This window comes from Shewanella sp. 1CM18E (assembly GCF_023161665.1).
GTDB lineage: Bacteria > Pseudomonadota > Gammaproteobacteria > Enterobacterales > Shewanellaceae > Shewanella.
In genome coordinates this window covers 1-18,037 of sequence record NZ_JALNTW010000020.1, presented here as the reverse complement: position 1 = coordinate 18,037, position 18,037 = coordinate 1, and the positions used below count along the sequence as shown (strand labels likewise).

The following is an 18,037-nucleotide window of genomic DNA, read 5'->3' as shown; positions in this document are numbered from 1 at the left end:
GTTCAGGCAATATAAAATAACAATTACACCCATATTAAATGGGTTTTTATGCGAAATTGAGGCTCGAAGATGATTATAGGTGTTCCAAAAGAAATCAAAAATCACGAATATCGTGTAGGTATGGTTCCATCAAGCGTTCGCGAACTAACTTCACGTGGTCATGAGGTTTTTATTGAAACAAATGCTGGTTCAGGAATTGGTTTTGATGATCAAGACTATATTGCTGTAGGCGCAAAAATTCTCGACACAGCTGCAGAAGTATTTGCTCAATCAGAAATGATTGTAAAAGTAAAAGAGCCACAAGCTATTGAGCGTGCAATGCTACGCCAAGATCAACTTCTCTTTACTTACCTTCACCTTGCACCAGACCTTCCTCAAACTGAAGATCTTGTTAAAAGCGGTTCAGTTTGTATCGCTTATGAAACTGTTACTGACGATCGCGGTACCCTACCACTACTTGCGCCAATGTCAGAAGTAGCTGGCCGTATGTCTATCCAAGCGGGTGCTATGGCACTAGAGAAGTCTATGGGTGGCCGCGGTATGTTGTTAGGCGGCGTGCCTGGTGTTGAGCCAGCTAAAGTCGTTATTATTGGTGGCGGCATGGTTGGTACTAACGCTGCACAAATGGCCGTTGGACTGGGCGCAGATGTTGTTATTCTTGATCGCAGTATCGATGCATTACGTCGTCTTAACGCTCAGTTCGACAATAAAGTAAAAGCTATCTATTCAACTGCAGATGCCATTGAAAAACATGTACTTGAAGCAGATCTTGTTATTGGTGGTGTATTAGTTCCAGGTGCTGCGGCGCCAAAACTTGTGACTAAAGAACACATCAAGCGTATGAAGCCGGGTTCTGCAATTGTGGATGTTGCAATTGACCAAGGCGGTTGTATTGAGACCTCACATGCGACAACACACCAAGATCCAACTTATATTGTTGATGACGTAGTACATTATTGTGTAGCAAACATGCCAGGTGCTGTTGCACGTACATCTACATTTGCACTAAACAATGCAACACTGCCTTATATCATTAAGTTAGCGCAACTTGGTTATAGAGAAGCGCTACTACAAGACAAGCACTTGCTAAACGGCCTAAATGTTATGCACGGTAAAATCACTTGTGCAGAAGTTGCTGAAGCTTTAGATATGGAATTTGTTGATCCAACTATTTTGCTAAAATAAGCAACTATTTATCGTTAAAACAACGCTCAGACTAAGATAGCAACTCACAAATCAGAGTTGTTGTCTTAGTGTTGTTATCTAAAAGCTTTTAACGATTAAAATACTTACAATGTACACGGGAGCCGATGGCTCCCTTTTTATGTAATGCTTTAATACCAATCAGAATAAGAATTTGATCATCTCAGAACGATTTTTGGCAAACTAATTCAAGGCGAATAGCTGCAATAATGGTTATTCCCTTATAAAGCTAATCAACGCAGAAGTAGGCAGCCAAAAACGCTCCAAAATGGCGAGTTTTAGCGATTCTGATGCTGTGGCTCTTAATAAACAAAGAGGGAGCTTGAACCTAGTTCAACTATGCTCTTCACTCGTTGCGAGCTGCATGGATGCTGCGAATGTCATTACAGCAGGAGCACTTAATGACCTTGCCTCAAAACCGCTAAACTCTCGCTGAGTAACTAAATGTTTATACTGATTGGTATAAGTCACTTTTAAAGGTATGCTTTAGAAAAATAGCCCTAATCAAAAAGTCGATTAGGTTACTAACTCGCTAATGCAAAACTATACCCTTTGCCTCTTACGGTGTTGATCAAGCTTTTTGGTAGTTGTTTTTCAGATAGCTTACGCCGCGTATTACTAATGTGCATATCTAAATTACGGTCAAATTGGCCCAATTCTTTTTGTAGTACACGTCGCTGAAGTTCTTGCTTGGTTATCACTTGGCCTTTTCTTTCAAAAAGATACTTAAACAATTTAAATTCTGTTTGAGTAAAAGAAACGGGTCTTTCAGAGATTGAAATAACAAAACGACTATCGTCAAACAGAATGTCTTGTACAGGCTCCGTTAATTCAGACTGTGCCCTAACAACAGCGATTCTTCTTAATAGCGCATGGATGCGAACCGTAAGCTCACGATAGCTAAAAGGCTTACTTAAAAAGTCATCTGCACCGAGTTCATAGACTTTTATTCGCTCTTCTTCTGCATCTAAGGCGGAAATTACAATTACCGGCGTTTTATCAACTCGAAGCTTAAGCAGCTCAATTCCACTCAGCTCAGGCATGTTGAGATCTAACAAAATTAGATCCTGAGTGGTTGATTTGAGTTTATCTAGTGCTTCTACACCGTTATTTGCAACAGTGACAATAAAGCCTTCCCTTTCCAAAACCGGCGTTAGCGCGCTTTGAAATACAAGATCATCATCTACCAATAATACGTGTTTCATCTTTTAAACTTAATGCGAATTGTTATCATTTAGATTACAATAAAAGAATCGCTTTGACTAGTCTGTTTAACTTAACAAGCACCATATTTTGTTATTTTTTTCTACCAAATAGAAAAGACCAGCAGCAAAAGCTACTGGCCTTCCAATTTTATGATTGAATATAAAGTATAAAAAATTCGAATTACTTGTTAAGCATCAGCTCACGAATATATTTTACTGGTGCACTGCCGTAACTTAAAAACTCTTCGTGGAACGCTTTTAGATCAAAATCATCTCCCTTAAGCGCTTTATACTCTTCTCTGAAGTCGTAGATCTCACGATAACCAGAGTAATAGCTGGTTAGCTGCACCTGACTCAATGTCGCTCGACGCCACTTACCTTCTGCTTCTGCTTGTTGCTGGAACGCTTCGTTCATCATCAAATCTAATGCTTGTTCTTCAGTCATTCCCTTAACTTGAATGCTGTAATCTAAAATTGTGTTACAAATGACTCGTAAGTTCCATTTGTAATACATCAACCACATTTCAGGTTCGAAGTCGCCATAGCCTTCTTCTAGCATCATACGCTCGGTATAAACAGCCCAACCTTCTACCATCGCGCCATTACCAAATAAGCTTTTAATCAAGCTTGGCGATTCATTTGAATAAACGAGTTGAGTGTAGTGCCCAGGAATCGCTTCATGGATATTAAGCACCTGCAAAATCCAATGGTTATATTCACGTAGGTAGCTTTCTGCAGACTCATCGCTCATACCATCAAGTGGTGTGACATTATAATAAGTGTTGCCTGATTTTTCGTACGGTCCAGGCGCACTAATTGATGCCCCAGCATAACCGCGCATATAAGCAGGCGTTTCACGCACAACAAGTGGCTTATTTGGATCTAAAGTGACGAGATCTTTAGCCTTAACAAACTCAACTAATTCTGGGATCTGCGCGCGAACCTCATCCACAAAGTCCTCTCGCTTAACATGCTTTGCTGATAATTTGTCGATCAGTTGTTTAATAGCAACATTATCATCGGCAGGAATTGGCGTATCAAAATACTTGCTCCAAATCTTATGAGTGATCTTTGCCATTTCAGCTTGAACACGATTTTTATCAGCAACGGCTTTCTCATAGAGTGTTTTACCCGTCATACCAGCCTGAATATCATAAGCAAATTTTTGCTCATAAAGTTCTTCACCAATGCGGAAACTTTTAGCGCCATTTTTAGCTAAATCAACTTCTAATGCCTTTAACCAATCAATGTGCTCATTAATTGCCATTGAAACTTTATTGAATCTCGTGGCAAATAATGCCTTTTCTTCATTGGTTAAATCAGAGGTAATTGCTTTATCAAGTAACTCACTCGAAAAAACTGAGAAAGCACCTTGGTTTTGCATAATCGCTAACTGCGTGTGCTCTAAAGTTGGCTTAACTATATTTTCTCGTGCGGCGGCATAATATGCGGGTACGTTCTCCATACGCGCTAAGACTGAACGTAAGCGTTCATCTAACGGTGCAAAATCTTCATTGATGATTTGCGCAAAACCACCAGAAACGTTATAGCTTGATGGGTTCCACTGCCATGATTTAAATGTTTCTAGATCCCATTTCATTTCCGCCAATAGGTTCTCGATAAGTCGATAGTCCGTTAACATCGCAGGACTCATCATACTTGGGTCAAACTTACTCAATGCACTTTGCTGAGCATCAATAAAAGCCAGACTTGCTGCACGAGTGGCAGCATTAGGAACTTTTAAAACACCATCATATTTATGAAAGCCGCTATACAGTGCCCATGTCGGTGACTCAATCCAAAGTGAATCGATAAAGCTTTGGCTAAATTGCTCAAATGCGAGTTTTTGATCTGAAATTTCGACAGCAGCAACATCAGTCGTTGATTGGGTCTGACAGGCAGTTAAGCCAACTAGAGATAAGGCGATAGCCAACGGCAATACGGCTTTTTTCATGGTGATTCCCTTAATTTGAGAGTTCGTGGTCTTTGCCACTTTTTATAATCGCCCCAAGTAAATCATGTTCTGTTTAATTTTTCAGTAATTAAACCAAATTAGACAACCTTTGTTACATAACTCAAACCTTTAACAAGCTGCTTTTTGCCATTATATTTGTATCTAAAAGTTAGCATTATTTAGGCTGACAAAGGCTCTAGCTAATTCAGGAGCAGCCAACTCTCATTTATGAGTCGGCTTATAAAAAAACCGGGATTTGGGCTCAGTGAAGTTATATTGCTAGAGCCTATTAGGCGTTGGTTTTACTAAAACGACTTTTTGGCAGAAAATTGCTCTAACGATGGTATCGCTAGAGCAATGCTTACCTATTTTCATGATTAGCGATTTATGTTCAGCTCTACCCAATTTAACACGTCTTTAAATCGATAATTTTCGAGCTGGGCAAAACCACGTACTTGGCGCATTTTCAATTTGGTAAAAATGGGCGTAGTAAGTCCGCATAAAAAGCGACTTAACAGAATTGGAGTAGCTTTACTGCCCAGTTTTGTCATAGCATCGCCGCAAGTGCTGGTAAAATCTAACTCAGTTAAAGGCGATAATGGCGCGGGCGCTGGCAGATGGGCACTTTGCCCAGCACATACGCTGCAATGACCGCAAGGCTCAGTTAAAAATGGATCGGCGAAATACTGTGCTAACTGTAAACTCAAACATGATTCACTATCAAAAAAATCGACCAATTGGTTGATACGATTGATCTCGCTTTGCTCTTTCATACTAAAGCGTTCAAATAAACGTGTTGCGATAGAATCATTAATATTGCCACTGTATACATCGTAAACTTGGGTTAATTGTTTACTTTCAAGCTCAATAAGTTGTTTTTGATGTAAATAGTCTAGCGCTTTAATTGCGCGGTCCCGGCTATTAGGCAAAGTTTGCTCTAATGATGTGAAATTTGCGCTGTACCAAATTTTGGCTTTATCAGAGCTATCTAGCAGCGCATTAATAAACTCTTGCCTTTGCGGGTCGAATTTTGCCAACAGCTCAGCCAACGGGCACAACAATTTAAAACGATAGTCAGCAAAATAACTGTATTTAGGCTTAATCACCCTCAGCATCTCTAAATAAACCAATAACGTTTTTAAACTCAGCTGGCGTATATTCGACGCATTTGATAATGGCGTTAACAGTACCTCCCATTGCCCACCATCAACTGCAGCTTGTTTAATCTCTTGCAATACAAATTCAATACCACTGGCTTCGGGGGTATCGCCATAGACAAAATTTTCTAACACACTTAAATTATCGCGATTAGCTAGCACCAAACAGTCTGAGCTAAATCCATCTCGACCTGCACGGCCAATTTCTTGAGCATAGTTTTCAATCGACTTAGGTAGGTCGAAATGCGCCACAAAGCGAATATCACTTTTATCTATACCCATGCCAAAAGCGATTGTCGCGACAATAATCGGGACCTCACCGGCCATAAACTGATTTTGAATCTGTTTTCTTTTGTCGCTATCCATACCGGCATGGTATGCAGTAGCATTGAGCCCTGCCCCAGCCAAGGCCTTAGCTACCGTCTCTGCGGTTTGCTGCAAAGTGACATAAACAATGCCACTTTTGCCATTATGGTTTGCCAACCAATCTTTTAAATAAGCCATTTTATCTACAGAGCGAATGCCGACAGCTTGCAGGTTTAAATTTGAGCGATAAAAACCGGTAAGCGTTACGCACTCTTTTTGTATGGAAAACTTACTTCCCATATCTTTAATAACTTGAGGCGTAGCTGTTGCAGTTAACAACAGTACCTGTGGAATATTTAACTGCTTTTGATATGCCGGTAATTTTAAGTAATCAGGGCGAAAGTTATGGCCCCACTCAGAAATACAGTGGGCTTCATCGATAACCAATAATGAAATAGGAACTGATGCAATAAAACGTCTGAAGCGCTCATTATTAAGGCGCTCTACTGAAATCATCAAAATTTTAATTGTGCCGTCTGTGACACCTTGAATGACAGCGCTACTTTGTTCGTTAGTTTGGGTCGAATCAATAGAGGCAGCAGCAATCCCTTTACTGTTTAAAAATTGTAATTGGTCATCCATCAATGCCAATAAAGGTGACACCACTAAAGTTAAGTGTGGTAAGGATAAAGCTGGAAGCTGATAACAAAGAGACTTACCTGAACCAGTAGGGAAAATTGCGGCAGCACTGTTACCGTTTAATACATTTTCAACCACCTCACCCTGTCCAGGGCGAAACTGATTAAAACCAAAATACTGCGCAAGTAACGCGTGAGCGTTTTCCATATATAACCCTGTTTTTATATTAAAAAGCCAGCTTAATAACTGGCTAAAATGACGGGAAAGCGTAATCGCTGTGTTTGTTTGAGAACCGAGCCATATCAAATTCAACATTACGCAGCTTTAAGCCTTTATTAATTTACCCTAGTGCAGTTAGTTCGCGCTGTCTTGCTGCTGACTTTGCGCTTTAACGGGGTATTTTTTTTCAAGTCTAAAGTAAGCTTTAACCGGATTGTGATCTGAACTTGCAGTAATAATCGACTCGGCATTAACCAGTTCTAAACCCCGATAAAAAATATGATCTAAATTATGACCAAAAAATGTCGTACGCGAATCATTTTCCGGTATTGCCTCAACTAAACCTGCAGCCTTTACTATTTCATCAATTGCCGCGCTACGCTGATCACTCCAAGTGTTCATATCTCCAGCAAACACTATTGGTCCCTGGTGGTCTTTCATTGCCTGTTTTACCACGCTTAACTGCGCCAAATATTCATCAATACCAAAGGTAAAGTTGATGCTATGAATATTAACCACTAACAGCTGGCTTGCATCACTAAGTAAGTAATATGATACCAGCATAGACTTGGGGAAGTTAATGTAAGGCTCAGCCTTTCTAAATACACAACTACTGAGGGCTTTATCACGCGTTAGATTCATCACACCTATGGGTTCATCAGCAAAATTAAATGCTCGCGCCAGCAACATATAAAGTTCTTGTGTTTCTACAAAAGATTGGAGTTCATCAGATAGTTGCGCCTCTTGTAGAAGCAATAAATCTGTACGTTCAACAAGTTGTTTTAATGTTTGATCCCAACCATCACTTTGCTGCTTATATAGGTTCCAGGTGGTGACGTCTAAATTGCCGTGTCTATCCAGAGGTGCATTGCTCGTTTGTGTGATACATTGAGTCACCTGGCTTTGGCCTTGCTCATTCGTAAGCAATACATCTTCAGCTGGGATCACCGCAGCGTCATAAATGTAGAAAACCACCGCGACGATTGCGATAAGAGATAGAAAAATAAGTTTGCGAATAATTTTTGCCATAGTGGGCTAATTCAACTCTGTACTTAGATTTAAAGTAATCTTTTCATTATAATAGCTCATTAGTTTAGTCACATAATCTTTCTACATAAATTTTAGGTTACTTAGCTCCAACTTAACCTTGTTAGCAACGCGCCTGAGGAAAATACTATCAAGCACAATATGTATGAGTTTTACCAGCTACTAACCATAGCAGGGGTATTTCTGTATTGGCTGGTGATTGCCGGGATCAGCATTCGCGTCGTAGCTAAAAGGCGTTCTATTGGCGTTTCCCTTGCTTGGCTAATGATTATTTATATCGTGCCTTTGGGTGGTGCTTTTGCTTATTTATTATTTGGCGAACTCAATTTAGGTAAAAAAAGAGCCTTACGTGCAGAGCTAATGTTTAAGCCTTATGGTGAATGGTTTAAAAAACTCTATGAATATCGTCAATACCGACCTCATGTCGCCAGCCTTTATGGCCAATCTATTAGTGCGATCTGTGAAAAACAAGTCGGCATTCCCGCCTTAGCAGATAACAACCTCTCCCTATGCAGCGAAACCTATGAAATATTAGATCAGCTTATTGCCGATATTGAACAAGCAAAGCAAACCATTTTATTAGAGTTTTACATTTGGCATCCTGGTGGACGCGCCGACGATGTGGCCAATGCGCTAATCGAGAGTGCTGCAAGAGGTGTTGAAGTTCGTTTGTTACTCGATGCTGCTGGCAGCCGACACTTTTTTAAAAGCAAATGGCCAAAATTAATGAAAAGCCACGGCATACAAGTGATAAGTGCACTTGAAGTATCGCCTTTTCGAATGTTCTTTAGACGCTTAGATCTGCGCTTACACCGTAAAATTGTGGTGATTGACAACTTAATTGGCTACACAGGTTCAATGAATCTTGTTGACCCTAAATACTTCAACCAAGATGCCGGCGTTGGCCAATGGATTGATGTCATGGTGCGGATCACCGGCCCATCTGTGCCGGTATTAAACAGTATCCATGCTTGGGACTGGGAAGTAGAAACCAACGAACGTTTTTTACCTGAGCAACCTAAATGCCTTACACACGAAGACAGTGAAATTACCGATTTAGTTCAGGTGATCCCATCTGGACCAGGCATGCGTGAAGAGGTGATTCATCGAGTATTGCTGCAAAGTATCTATCAAGCGCAAAAAAGTATCGTGATCACTACGCCCTACTTCGTGCCAAGCGACAATCTGCATATGGCACTTGTTATTGCCGCGCAGCGAAATGTGCAAGTCGATATCATCATTCCTGATAAAAACGACTCTATTATGGTTGAATGGGCTAGCCGCGCTTTTTTTAGTGAATTACTTGAAGCTGGGGTTAATATTCATCGCTTTAAAGGTGGGCTATTACATACCAAGAGTGTAGTAATAGACAGTAACCACTGTTTGATTGGTACCGTTAATTGGGATATGCGCAGCTTGTGGCTTAATTTTGAAGTAACCCTCGCGGTCGATAATCTCGAATTCACCGAAAAGCTAGAGCGTGTTCAGCAAGGCTATTTAGCTGATGCAGACTTGGTTTCACAAATTGAATGGGAAAAGCGCTCGATTGCTAGCCGCACAGCAGAGCGAATCTTTTATCTCTTTAGCCCTTTGTTATAGCTTTCACACAGCATTAATCTGTTTTTAAAAGCAGTTAACAATCAAAATAATCTGCAACTGCACACCAGGTTGTTATCGCAATATGCGTTATTTGGAATGATATGAATAAAGTTTTTATTATTGGCCTACCCCGTACCGGCACAACCAGTATCAGTGTCGCTATGTTAGATTACGGCTTTAAAGTAGCGCATACAGCTTACACTAAACATGCTTTTACATTAGCTGATATAGTTTCAGACTCACCTTGCTTTTGCGATTACAAAGAGCTTGATAGTTTATTTCCAGGCTCCAAATTTGTATACCTAGAGCGTGATTTATCGCTCTGGGTACCTTCTATGCAAATGCTAGTGAACAAGATGAAAGCAGAACTCGACCTAACAACAGGTACCTTTAATCCAATTTTAAAACGTACTTTTAATCAAACCTTTGAACTTGCCACAACTGCTATCCCTGATGATGCTGAGCACCTTAAAGCCTGCTATTTACATCATCAAAGCGAAGTTTTAGATTACTTTAATGGTCGCGATGATTTACTTCGCATCGACATTAGCGAAAGCAGTAGCCTTAGCAGACTGCTGCAATTTCTAGAGGTAGAGTTCGACGGAACGCCTATTTTTCCGCACCTTAATATTGGCAGGAAGGTGGCATGCTGGAAGGAGCATAAGCATCCAAATAAAGTCAACGCCAATAGCGCAGGACCTGAGCATCGCAAGTTCTTTGAGTACGCCAATAAGCGTAAGTAAGATCAAAGTATACCTAACCATAGAACTACGCATGGAACTTACATCTTGAGCTTACATCTTGAGCTTACATATAGAGCTTACATATAGAGCTTACATATAGAACTTTGCATCAAAATATTTGATAGGCCTTAATTTAACTAATATAAAGACTTTTAACAGGATAGCCGCTAATAATTCCCGACAGAGTCTTTTTAGCAAGAATTATATTGATAGCTCTCTAATGAGCTATCAGTCACTCGGGTATCGGCTGAAGTTTACAGCACGTAATGGCTAAGCATAAAACTTAAACATTAGAGCCAAAGATAAGAGCTAAGTATTAGAGCTTAAAGAGCTAACCTTAGCAGTAGGAATAGATAAATTCAGGCTCATTGGTCATACAAGGCTGCAAATAGCAAAAATCCCGTTATCTTTCGATAACGGGATTTTTATTGTATGGCGGTGAGCGAGAGATTCGAACTCTCGTTAGGGGTTAACCTAAACACACTTTCCAGGCGTGCGCCTTCAGCCACTCAGCCAGCTCACCGATGCAATATCTTTTACGTGTTTAGCACCACGGTCGCTAAATCTTAATATCTGACAAACAGTTATTTGCTTAGCAACGGAGCGCTACTTTACTGAAATCGCCTAATTGCGTCAAGACAAATAAGCTTATTCACAAACGTTTGCATAATTGCTAATCAATAATACCAATCAATGTAATGGGTTGCTGTAATTATCTCCGCATTAGGTGCATTTAGGACACAAAAAAGCCCGTTAAAACGGGCTATTTTATTCAATAACTATTGAAGCTTAAGCGTTACCTTTTACTTTCATGTTCAAGGTCGCTGCAAAGTCTAACATTCTGTCTAGTGGCTTTAGTGCATCTAAACGTAATGTGTCATCAACGAAGATCTCATGCTGACTTGGATCTTTATTTTCCAAGGCACTTTCAATTGCTTTAAGGCCATTCATTGCCATCCACGGGCAATGTGCACAGCTCTTACAAGTTGCTCCGTTACCGCCTGTCGGCGCCGCAATTAAGTTCTTATCAGGTGCAGCTTGCTGCATCTTATAGAAGATCCCTTTGTCGGTTGCAACGATAAACGTGTCGTTATCCATCGTTTGGGCTGCTTTAATAAGCTGACTTGTCGAACCAACAGCATCGGCAAGTTCCACAACGCTTGCTGGAGACTCTGGATGCACCAATACCGCTGCATTTGGATGAATCTTTTTAAGTTCACGCAGTGCTTTAGCTTGAAACTCATCGTGAACAATACACTCGCCCTGCCACATCAACATATCGGCACCAGTTTGCTTGGCAATATAGCTGCCTAAGTGACGATCAGGCCCCCAGATAATCTTTTTATCCTGGCTATCTAAGTGCTCAACAATTTCTAACGCGATACTTGATGTAACAACCCAATCAGCGCGCGCTTTTACAGCTGCAGAGGTATTGGCATAGACAACAACGGTATGGTCTGGATGAGCATCACAAAATTCGCTGAATGTATCAATCGGGCAACCGAGATCAAGCGAGCATGTTGCTTCTAATGTCGGCATTAGAATTGTTTTATCAGGGCTTAAGATTTTAGAGGTTTCCCCCATAAACTTAACGCCAGCAACAATCAAGGTTTTTGCTGGGTGATCACGGCCAAAACGCGCCATTTCTAACGAATCAGATACACAACCGCCCGTCTCTTCAGCTAAAGCTTGAATTTCAGGATCTGTATAATAATGGGCAACGAGTACCGCATCTTTATCTTTTAAAAGCTGCTTAATTTTGGCTTTCGATTCAGCTTTTGCTTCATCAGATAAAGGAATAGGTTTGGCCGGGAAAGGATAATCAATATTTTCGATAATTGGGGCAAACGCGCTCATAGTACAACCAAAGGGCAATAACAGATTAGCGGAATTATACGGAATAGTTCACAATTTTAAAACTCTTATAGCGATATTGAGCATAAAAAAAGGCGCTCAAATAAGCGCCTTTTAACCTGTTGAAATACTTTAGTATAACGAACTATACTACTGTGCTTATTGCATCGCTAATAGCATTTCTTGTGGTTGCTCTAGATAAAGTTTCCATAAATTGCAGAAACGAGCAATCGTACCGCCATCTATAACTCGGTGATCGCCAGACCAACTCACTTGCATGATCTTGCGCGCTTCGACTTCGCCTTTATCATTAAACCTTGGTAACACCTGCAGCTTACCTAAAGCCACAATTGCAACCTCTGGCTTATTAATTATTGGCGTAGCGACTGTGCCGCCAAGCGCACCAATGTTTGAAATAGAGATGCTGCCACCTTTAAGATCTGCTGGAGATACACGACCGCTGCGAGCAGCGTTAGTTAAACGAGTGATTTCAACAGCAACTTCCAAAATGGTTTTGTCTTGTACGTTTTTAACGTTAGGCACCAGTAAACCCACTTTTGAGTCAACGGCCATACCGATATTATGGCTCGCTAAGAACGTTTGCTCAGTGCAGTCTGCATTCACCTGGCTGTTCATATCCGGAAATTGCGCTAACGCCAGAGACATTGACTTCATAAAGAACGGCATCATAGTGAGCTTTAGCTCATCTGTTGAGTACTTCTTCTTCATGCTTTCGCGTAGTGCAACCAATTCTGTTAAATCAAATTCTTCACAGTAAGTAAAGTGAGGAATAGTTGAAACAGATTCAGTCATCATCTTCGCCATTACTGCGCGAACGCCTTTAATAGGCTCAACTCTATCTGCACTATTGCTGCTTGCTACTGCTGTGTTGTTAGCGACAGAAGCATTATTAGCAGAACTAGTATTTACAGCATTGCTAGTAAGCTGAGCACTTTGAGCTTTAGGCGCAGTTGTTTGACCTGATTGGTGACGCTCAATATCTTCTTTATACACGCGTCCGTTCTTACCACTGCCAGTAACTGTTGCAATATCAAGATCTAAACTACGTGCTAAGCGTCGTACAGCTGGGCTAGCTAACGCCTTACCCTGTGCAACAGGTTCAGCGTTTTGTACTGGTAGCTCTTGAGCACTATCAGCTGTGGCATTACTTTGTGTACTAGTAATGACTGGCGCTTCATTTGACACTTCAATGGCAAATAACGGCGCGTGTACCTTTGCAAGTTGGCCTTTACGGTAATGTAACTTAGTAATTTTACCGTTTTTAATCGCCGGGATTTGTACGAGTGCTTTGTCAGTCATTACATCGGCAATAGGTTGATCTTCAACTACAGAATCACCTTCTTCGACTAACCATTCAACGAGTTCACACTCAACTATCCCTTCACCGATATCCGGCAATAGGAACTCTTCAATAATGACACCTGTGGCAGCATTATTCTGTACGCTTACAGCATCTTCTTGTTCAACGGCTACATTCGCTGCTTGTGTTTCAGGGGTGCTTTCACCCTCTTCCGCGACATCAACGGAATACAAAGGTGCATGCACTTTTGCGATCTCACCTTTGCCGTAAAACAGCTTAGTGATCACCCCAGCATTTGGCGCAGGGATCTGCACTAATGCTTTATCTGTCATTACATCGGCAATAGGCTGATCTTCAACCACACTATCACCTTCTTCAACTAACCATTCAACCAGCTCACATTCAACGACGCCTTCGCCGATATCCGGTAGGATAAAATCTTTAATCATGGCCGGCTCCTAAAAATTGACCGAAGCTAAGATCGCTTCATACGTCTTTAATGCGTCTGGCATATATTCTTTTTCATGGATCAACGGATACGGTGTATCCAGTCCACATACACGCGCAATTGGCGACTCAAGATATAAGAAACATTCTTCTTGAATTGTTGCTGCAATTTCGCCAGCAAAACCACCGGTTAATGGCGCTTCATGGTTGATAAGTAAGCGGCCAGTCTTTTTAACTGATTCAGCTACCGTGTCAACATCCCAAGGTGATAGCGTTCTTAGGTCGATAATTTCGCATGAAATACCTTTTTTCGCTGCTTTTTCAGCAGCATGCTCAAGGATTTCCATCTGCGCGCCCCAACCCAATAAGGTAATATCACTACCTTCTTGAACCACTTCAGCCTTACCCAATTCAATAACGTGATCGCCTTCAGGCACTTCACCAACAGAGGCACGATAAAGACGTTTTGGCTCAAAAAATATCACTGGGTTTTTATCGCGGATGGACGCAATAAGTAGTCCTTTAGCTTGCTCTGGGTTACGTGGCACAACCACTTTTAATCCCGGAGTCTGCGTAAAGTAGGCCTCTGGCGATTGTGAATGATAATGACCGCCTGCAATACCACCGCCATAAGGTGTTCTAAATACCAAACCGCCAACATCAAATTCGTTACCGCTGCGGTATCTAAACTTGGCGCTTTCATTGACGATTTGATCGATTGCAGGAAAAATATAATCGGCGAATTGAATTTCAGCCACCGCTGTCATGCCATTTGAGGCTAAACCATTGGCAAAACCCGCAATACCTTGTTCAGTAAGAGGCGTATTGAAACAACGATCACGACCAAACTTCTCTTGCAGACCTGATGTAGCTCTAAATACCCCACCAAAATGTCCGACATCTTCGCCAAACACCGTCATTGTTTGATCCGCTTCCATTTCCGAGCTTAGGGCTTCGTTAATGGCTTGCAACATATTCATTTGAGCCACGGCTTATACTCTCCCTGCGCTTTTTGGATAGGATTCTGGATATTTCTTAATATGTTTTTTAAGTTCAGCTAACTGCTTTTGTAAAATAGGTGTCGGCTTATCGTAGACATCAGTAATGATTTCATCGATATGCGGCGTCGGCACTTTTTCAGCGACTTTTAGCTCAGCTAACACTTCTTCACGATATTTAACGTAAAGCTCGCTGTCAGTTTGCTCGTCCATCCAGCCTTTGTTTACCATCCACAACTTAAAACGTTTAACCGGATCATGTTGCTGCCATTTAGCCTCTTCCTCTTTAGAGCGGTACCCTGAAGGATCGTCCGATGAAGAATGTGCGCCAAGGCGGTATGTCATTGCTTCAATTAACACTGGCGCATTATGCTCAAGTGCATAAGCACGCGCTTGCTGAGTTGCAGCAAGTACTGCCAGCATATCGTTACCATCGACACGAATAGTGTGCATGCCATAACCCACACCGCGGCTTGCAATACCGTTGCCTTTAAACTGCTCATCAGTTGGCGTTGAAATGGCGTAACCATTGTTACGGCAGAAGAAAATAACTGGTGTGTTCAGCACTGCGGCCATATTTAAGCCGGCGTGGAAATCACCTTCAGATGCAGCCCCCTCTCCAAAATAACAGATAGCGATATTGCGCTTACCTTGACGTTTTAGACTATATGCAACGCCCGTTGCTTGGGGAATTTGAGTGGCTAGCGGTGATGAAATTGTTTGATAATTTAATGCTTGGCTGCCGTAATGAATTGGCATTTGACGGCCTTTACCAAAATCTTTCTCATTACTGAACATCTGATTCATAAACTGCTCAGTGGTGAAACCACGATAACGTAGCGCTGCATGCTCACGGTATTGAGCCAAAATAACATCGCCATCATCTAACGCGGCAGTACTACCAATAATAGAGGCCTCTTCACCGGTACAGGTCATGTAAAAACTAATACGACCTTGACGCTGCGCACCCAACATACGCTCGTCTAGTACGCGAGTAAACACGCAGGTATCATGAATTTTTTTGGCTAAGGTCTCGTCGATAACAGGTAAAACCGCATTTTCATAGGCGGTGCCGTCTGCTTGTAACACTTTTAAAATTGGGATCGCTAATGAGTCTTTATCAAGAAAGCTCACGCGATGGACTGTTTCAGCATTCGTTGTTGCGTTGCTCATAATGTGCTCTTGTTATTGATGGCGTCGCTTTATGACTTGCAGCAACGCCTTTCTATTTTGATACGCGGGAAGAACATTACGTTAACGTAAACTAACTCTCAATACTTCCCATCATTCAAACGACAACTTAGCAGCTCATTGCATGTATATATTGGTTTACATGCACAGTTATTCATTCAGCAGCTAATCGATATTGCTATCGTCCGCAGCCTTTAACATAAGTACAGTGCGTTGCCCTACGGGCACTTTGGCATTGGGGAACACAATGGCTTCAAACTCATGTTCAATCTTTACCTCTTGTCCGCCCTCTTTAGCTAAAATATACCCTTGTGGAAAGGCTGTGAAATTTTCGACATCGTTAGCGAAAGTAAATTCAAAATCATCGAAACGTTTATTCACCGAACGGCATACTTGGTAAAGGTTAAGACGTTTTAAATCGAATTTCGGCAGTTGCAGATCTTTGCCGCTAAGCAGCAAAGTCAGCATCTCTTTCATTGCGATAAAGCGAGTCATATCGTTTTGCCCCATAGGGAAAACTTTACCGAGTTCAATGGTAAATGCGTCGGCTTGATAATTTTGAGAAGAAAAGTAACTAAAGGTAGTAGTTGGTTCGTGGTGAAATAAGATGGTGTTTACACCGCAAGACTCGAGAAACATGATCTGTTGGCGGCTATATTTACGCTCCCCACGGTAGGGATAAATGGCAAATTTCTCATGTTTCGAGCCTCGAATAGCAGTATGTAAATCATAATGAATTCGTTGACGCTCTCCCTCTTGCGACATAAAGAACTTATCAACATATTGCTCTAAATTCTTAGCCCTTAAACGCTCAGCGTTAACTAATCCTTCTCCTGCTGAGTGCGCTCCATTAAATAATCGATTCAGGTTTTCTTCAATAAAGCGGGTGCCATTGTGAATTGCGGCAGGGTTACCAATTAAAAACAGCACTCGCTCGGTTAAGGCGATTTCTTCACTGAGTAACTGAGTCATTAACTCATTGCACAGCTCAATGGGGGCGGTTTCATTACCGTGAACCGCACAAGAAAGGACAATATCCTTCGTGTGCTCCACATTGAGTGGTTCAAATACTATTACACCGGTATCCCAAACCTGAACATGAATTTGATTATCAAGTGTAAACTCAAAGGGCTCTGCAATGTGTTGAGGGTGTGCCAGAGTCAGCGCTAAAAAGTCCTTAGACTGTTTCAATTCGTGAAACACAAACTACTCCTTATTATTGGTTTGTCAGCTTAACGTCACGCAAGATCCAGTAAAAACTAGCTATCTCGTTGGTGACAGTCACTAATTCTGCGTGGAATAGTAGCATAATTGCGCACCAATTCTGCTAAGGATTTACCAAGCTTTGTATAACAATTACTCAGGTAAACCAATTTATGCTTGCATTGTTCGTCAAAATAAAACAAGATTAAGCCGTCTAGCCATCCAAACGGCTGAATATAGTTAGCAGATAGCAACAATTCGTTAGCAGTTAACTATGTAGTTTTGGTTTTAAGGAGAACAGCAATGGCATTAGCAACATTTGGCGCAGGGTGTTTTTGGGGAGTTGAGTATTTTTTCCGTAAAGTTAACGGTGTAAATGATTGCACTTGTGGCTATATGGGAGGAAAAGATCAATTTACCCGCTACCAAGATGTCAAACAAGGCATCACCGGACATGCTGAAGTTGTGCAGGTCGAGTTCGATCCCGCCGTTGTATCCTTTGACGATTTATTAGCTATTTTTTGGCAAAATCATAATCCCACCACCTTAAATCAGCAAGGTGGCGATATTGGTAGTCAGTATCGCAGTACTATCTTTTTTCACGATAAAACTCAAAAGCAGCAAGCGGAAACGTCAAAGCTTGAGCTAATTAAAAGCCAAAAATGGGGAAGCCGAGCAATAGTTACTGAAATCGTTCCCTGCCAACAATTTCATCAAGCAGAAGACTATCATCAAGATTATTTGGCTAAAAATAACCTACCAAGCTGCCATATTAGCTACTAAGCATAACGCGACCAGTAAAAGATCCACCTTCTGAAGAAGGTGGCTTTGCTAGCCCTTATGAAGCGGACTCCCTAAAAGGGAGCTTTCCTAGCGTGCGTTAACAAGACGCCGTAAATATATCCCTATAGGCTCTACTAAATCATCCCTGATTTAGAAGCTTGTACCGCA

13 protein-coding genes and 1 tRNA gene are annotated in these 18,037 nt (G+C 41.4%); 4 read left to right on the top strand and 10 right to left on the bottom strand.

Features of this window, described 5'->3' with window-relative positions:
- Positions 1–69: 69 nt before the first annotated feature.
- On the top strand, positions 70–1,185 hold the full coding sequence (gene ald / locus MSG37_RS18995) for an alanine dehydrogenase (RefSeq protein ID WP_248472240.1): 1,116 nt from the start codon (positions 70–72) through the stop codon (positions 1,183–1,185).
- A 542-nt stretch (positions 1,186–1,727) separates the two neighbouring features.
- On the opposite strand, the gene MSG37_RS18990 is transcribed toward ald, so the two are convergent.
- The 4 genes from MSG37_RS18990 to MSG37_RS18975 form a co-directional block, all read right to left on the bottom strand.
- Positions 1,728–2,408, bottom strand: a complete 681-nt coding sequence (locus MSG37_RS18990) for a response regulator transcription factor (RefSeq protein ID WP_248472239.1) — start codon at positions 2,406–2,408, stop codon at positions 1,728–1,730.
- 181 nt (positions 2,409–2,589) lie between these two features.
- Positions 2,590–4,362, bottom strand: coding sequence for a DUF885 domain-containing protein (locus tag MSG37_RS18985; protein WP_248472238.1), 1,773 nt, complete (start codon positions 4,360–4,362; stop codon positions 2,590–2,592).
- Between the two features lie 377 nt (positions 4,363–4,739).
- Positions 4,740–6,671, bottom strand: coding sequence for an ATP-dependent DNA helicase RecQ (locus tag MSG37_RS18980; protein ID WP_248472237.1), 1,932 nt, complete (start codon positions 6,669–6,671; stop codon positions 4,740–4,742).
- Between the two features lie 147 nt (positions 6,672–6,818).
- Positions 6,819–7,712, bottom strand: coding sequence for an endonuclease/exonuclease/phosphatase family protein (locus tag MSG37_RS18975; RefSeq protein ID WP_248472236.1), 894 nt, complete (start codon positions 7,710–7,712; stop codon positions 6,819–6,821).
- A gap of 159 nt (positions 7,713–7,871) precedes the next feature.
- On the opposite strand from MSG37_RS18975, the gene cls reads away from it, so the two are divergent.
- Positions 7,872–9,329: a cardiolipin synthase gene (gene cls / locus MSG37_RS18970; RefSeq protein ID WP_248472235.1), complete on the top strand. Its 1,458-nt coding sequence runs from the start codon at positions 7,872–7,874 to the stop codon at positions 9,327–9,329.
- A gap of 101 nt (positions 9,330–9,430) precedes the next feature.
- Positions 9,431–10,072 carry a sulfotransferase gene (locus MSG37_RS18965; RefSeq protein WP_248472234.1) on the top strand — a complete coding sequence of 214 codons (642 nt, stop codon included), beginning with the start codon at positions 9,431–9,433 and terminating at the stop codon, positions 10,070–10,072.
- 433 nt (positions 10,073–10,505) lie between these two features.
- Here the strand turns inward: MSG37_RS18965 and MSG37_RS18960 are convergent.
- The 6 genes from MSG37_RS18960 to astE form a co-directional block, all read right to left on the bottom strand.
- A tRNA-Ser gene (locus tag MSG37_RS18960) sits at positions 10,506–10,595 on the bottom strand.
- 266 nt (positions 10,596–10,861) lie between these two features.
- Positions 10,862–11,929, bottom strand: a complete 1,068-nt coding sequence (gene nadA / locus MSG37_RS18955) for a quinolinate synthase NadA (protein ID WP_248472233.1) — start codon at positions 11,927–11,929, stop codon at positions 10,862–10,864.
- A gap of 156 nt (positions 11,930–12,085) precedes the next feature.
- Entirely contained in the window at positions 12,086–13,696 is a 1,611-nt protein-coding gene (locus MSG37_RS18950) for a dihydrolipoyllysine-residue acetyltransferase (protein WP_248472232.1), read from the bottom strand.
- A gap of 9 nt (positions 13,697–13,705) precedes the next feature.
- Positions 13,706–14,683 (bottom strand): transketolase C-terminal domain-containing protein, encoded by a 978-nt coding sequence (locus MSG37_RS18945; RefSeq protein WP_248472231.1) that lies wholly within the window; start codon positions 14,681–14,683, stop codon positions 13,706–13,708.
- Positions 14,684–14,686: 3 nt separating this feature from the next.
- On the bottom strand, positions 14,687–15,865 hold the full coding sequence (locus tag MSG37_RS18940; RefSeq protein ID WP_248472230.1) for a thiamine pyrophosphate-dependent dehydrogenase E1 component subunit alpha: 1,179 nt from the start codon (positions 15,863–15,865) through the stop codon (positions 14,687–14,689).
- Between the two features lie 183 nt (positions 15,866–16,048).
- A complete protein-coding gene (astE, locus tag MSG37_RS18935) occupies positions 16,049–17,086 on the bottom strand; it encodes a succinylglutamate desuccinylase (protein WP_248472229.1) in 1,038 nt (345 codons plus the stop codon).
- A gap of 303 nt (positions 17,087–17,389) precedes the next feature.
- Between astE and msrA the strand changes: the two genes are divergently transcribed.
- Positions 17,390–17,869: a peptide-methionine (S)-S-oxide reductase MsrA gene (gene msrA, locus MSG37_RS18930; RefSeq protein WP_248472228.1), complete on the top strand. Its 480-nt coding sequence runs from the start codon at positions 17,390–17,392 to the stop codon at positions 17,867–17,869.
- The last annotated feature ends 168 nt before the right edge of the window (positions 17,870–18,037 follow it).

Excerpts from the sequence above, each read along its gene's own strand:
- msrA (WP_248472228.1), top strand. The coding sequence starts at position 17,390 with ATGGCATTAGCAACATTTGGCGCAGGGTGTTTTTGGGGAGTTGAGTAT.
- MSG37_RS18975 (WP_248472236.1), bottom strand. The coding sequence starts at position 7,712 with ATGGCAAAAATTATTCGCAAACTTATTTTTCTATCTCTTATCGCAATC.
- MSG37_RS18965 (WP_248472234.1), top strand. The coding sequence starts at position 9,431 with ATGAATAAAGTTTTTATTATTGGCCTACCCCGTACCGGCACAACCAGT.
- cls (WP_248472235.1), top strand. The coding sequence starts at position 7,872 with ATGTATGAGTTTTACCAGCTACTAACCATAGCAGGGGTATTTCTGTAT.
- MSG37_RS18950 (WP_248472232.1), bottom strand. The coding sequence starts at position 13,696 with ATGATTAAAGATTTTATCCTACCGGATATCGGCGAAGGCGTCGTTGAA.
- nadA (WP_248472233.1), bottom strand. The coding sequence starts at position 11,929 with ATGAGCGCGTTTGCCCCAATTATCGAAAATATTGATTATCCTTTCCCG.
- MSG37_RS18980 (WP_248472237.1), bottom strand. The coding sequence starts at position 6,671 with ATGGAAAACGCTCACGCGTTACTTGCGCAGTATTTTGGTTTTAATCAG.
- MSG37_RS18985 (WP_248472238.1), bottom strand. The coding sequence starts at position 4,362 with ATGAAAAAAGCCGTATTGCCGTTGGCTATCGCCTTATCTCTAGTTGGC.
- MSG37_RS18990 (WP_248472239.1), bottom strand. The coding sequence starts at position 2,408 with ATGAAACACGTATTATTGGTAGATGATGATCTTGTATTTCAAAGCGCG.
- ald (WP_248472240.1), top strand. The coding sequence starts at position 70 with ATGATTATAGGTGTTCCAAAAGAAATCAAAAATCACGAATATCGTGTA.
- MSG37_RS18940 (WP_248472230.1), bottom strand. The coding sequence starts at position 15,865 with ATGAGCAACGCAACAACGAATGCTGAAACAGTCCATCGCGTGAGCTTT.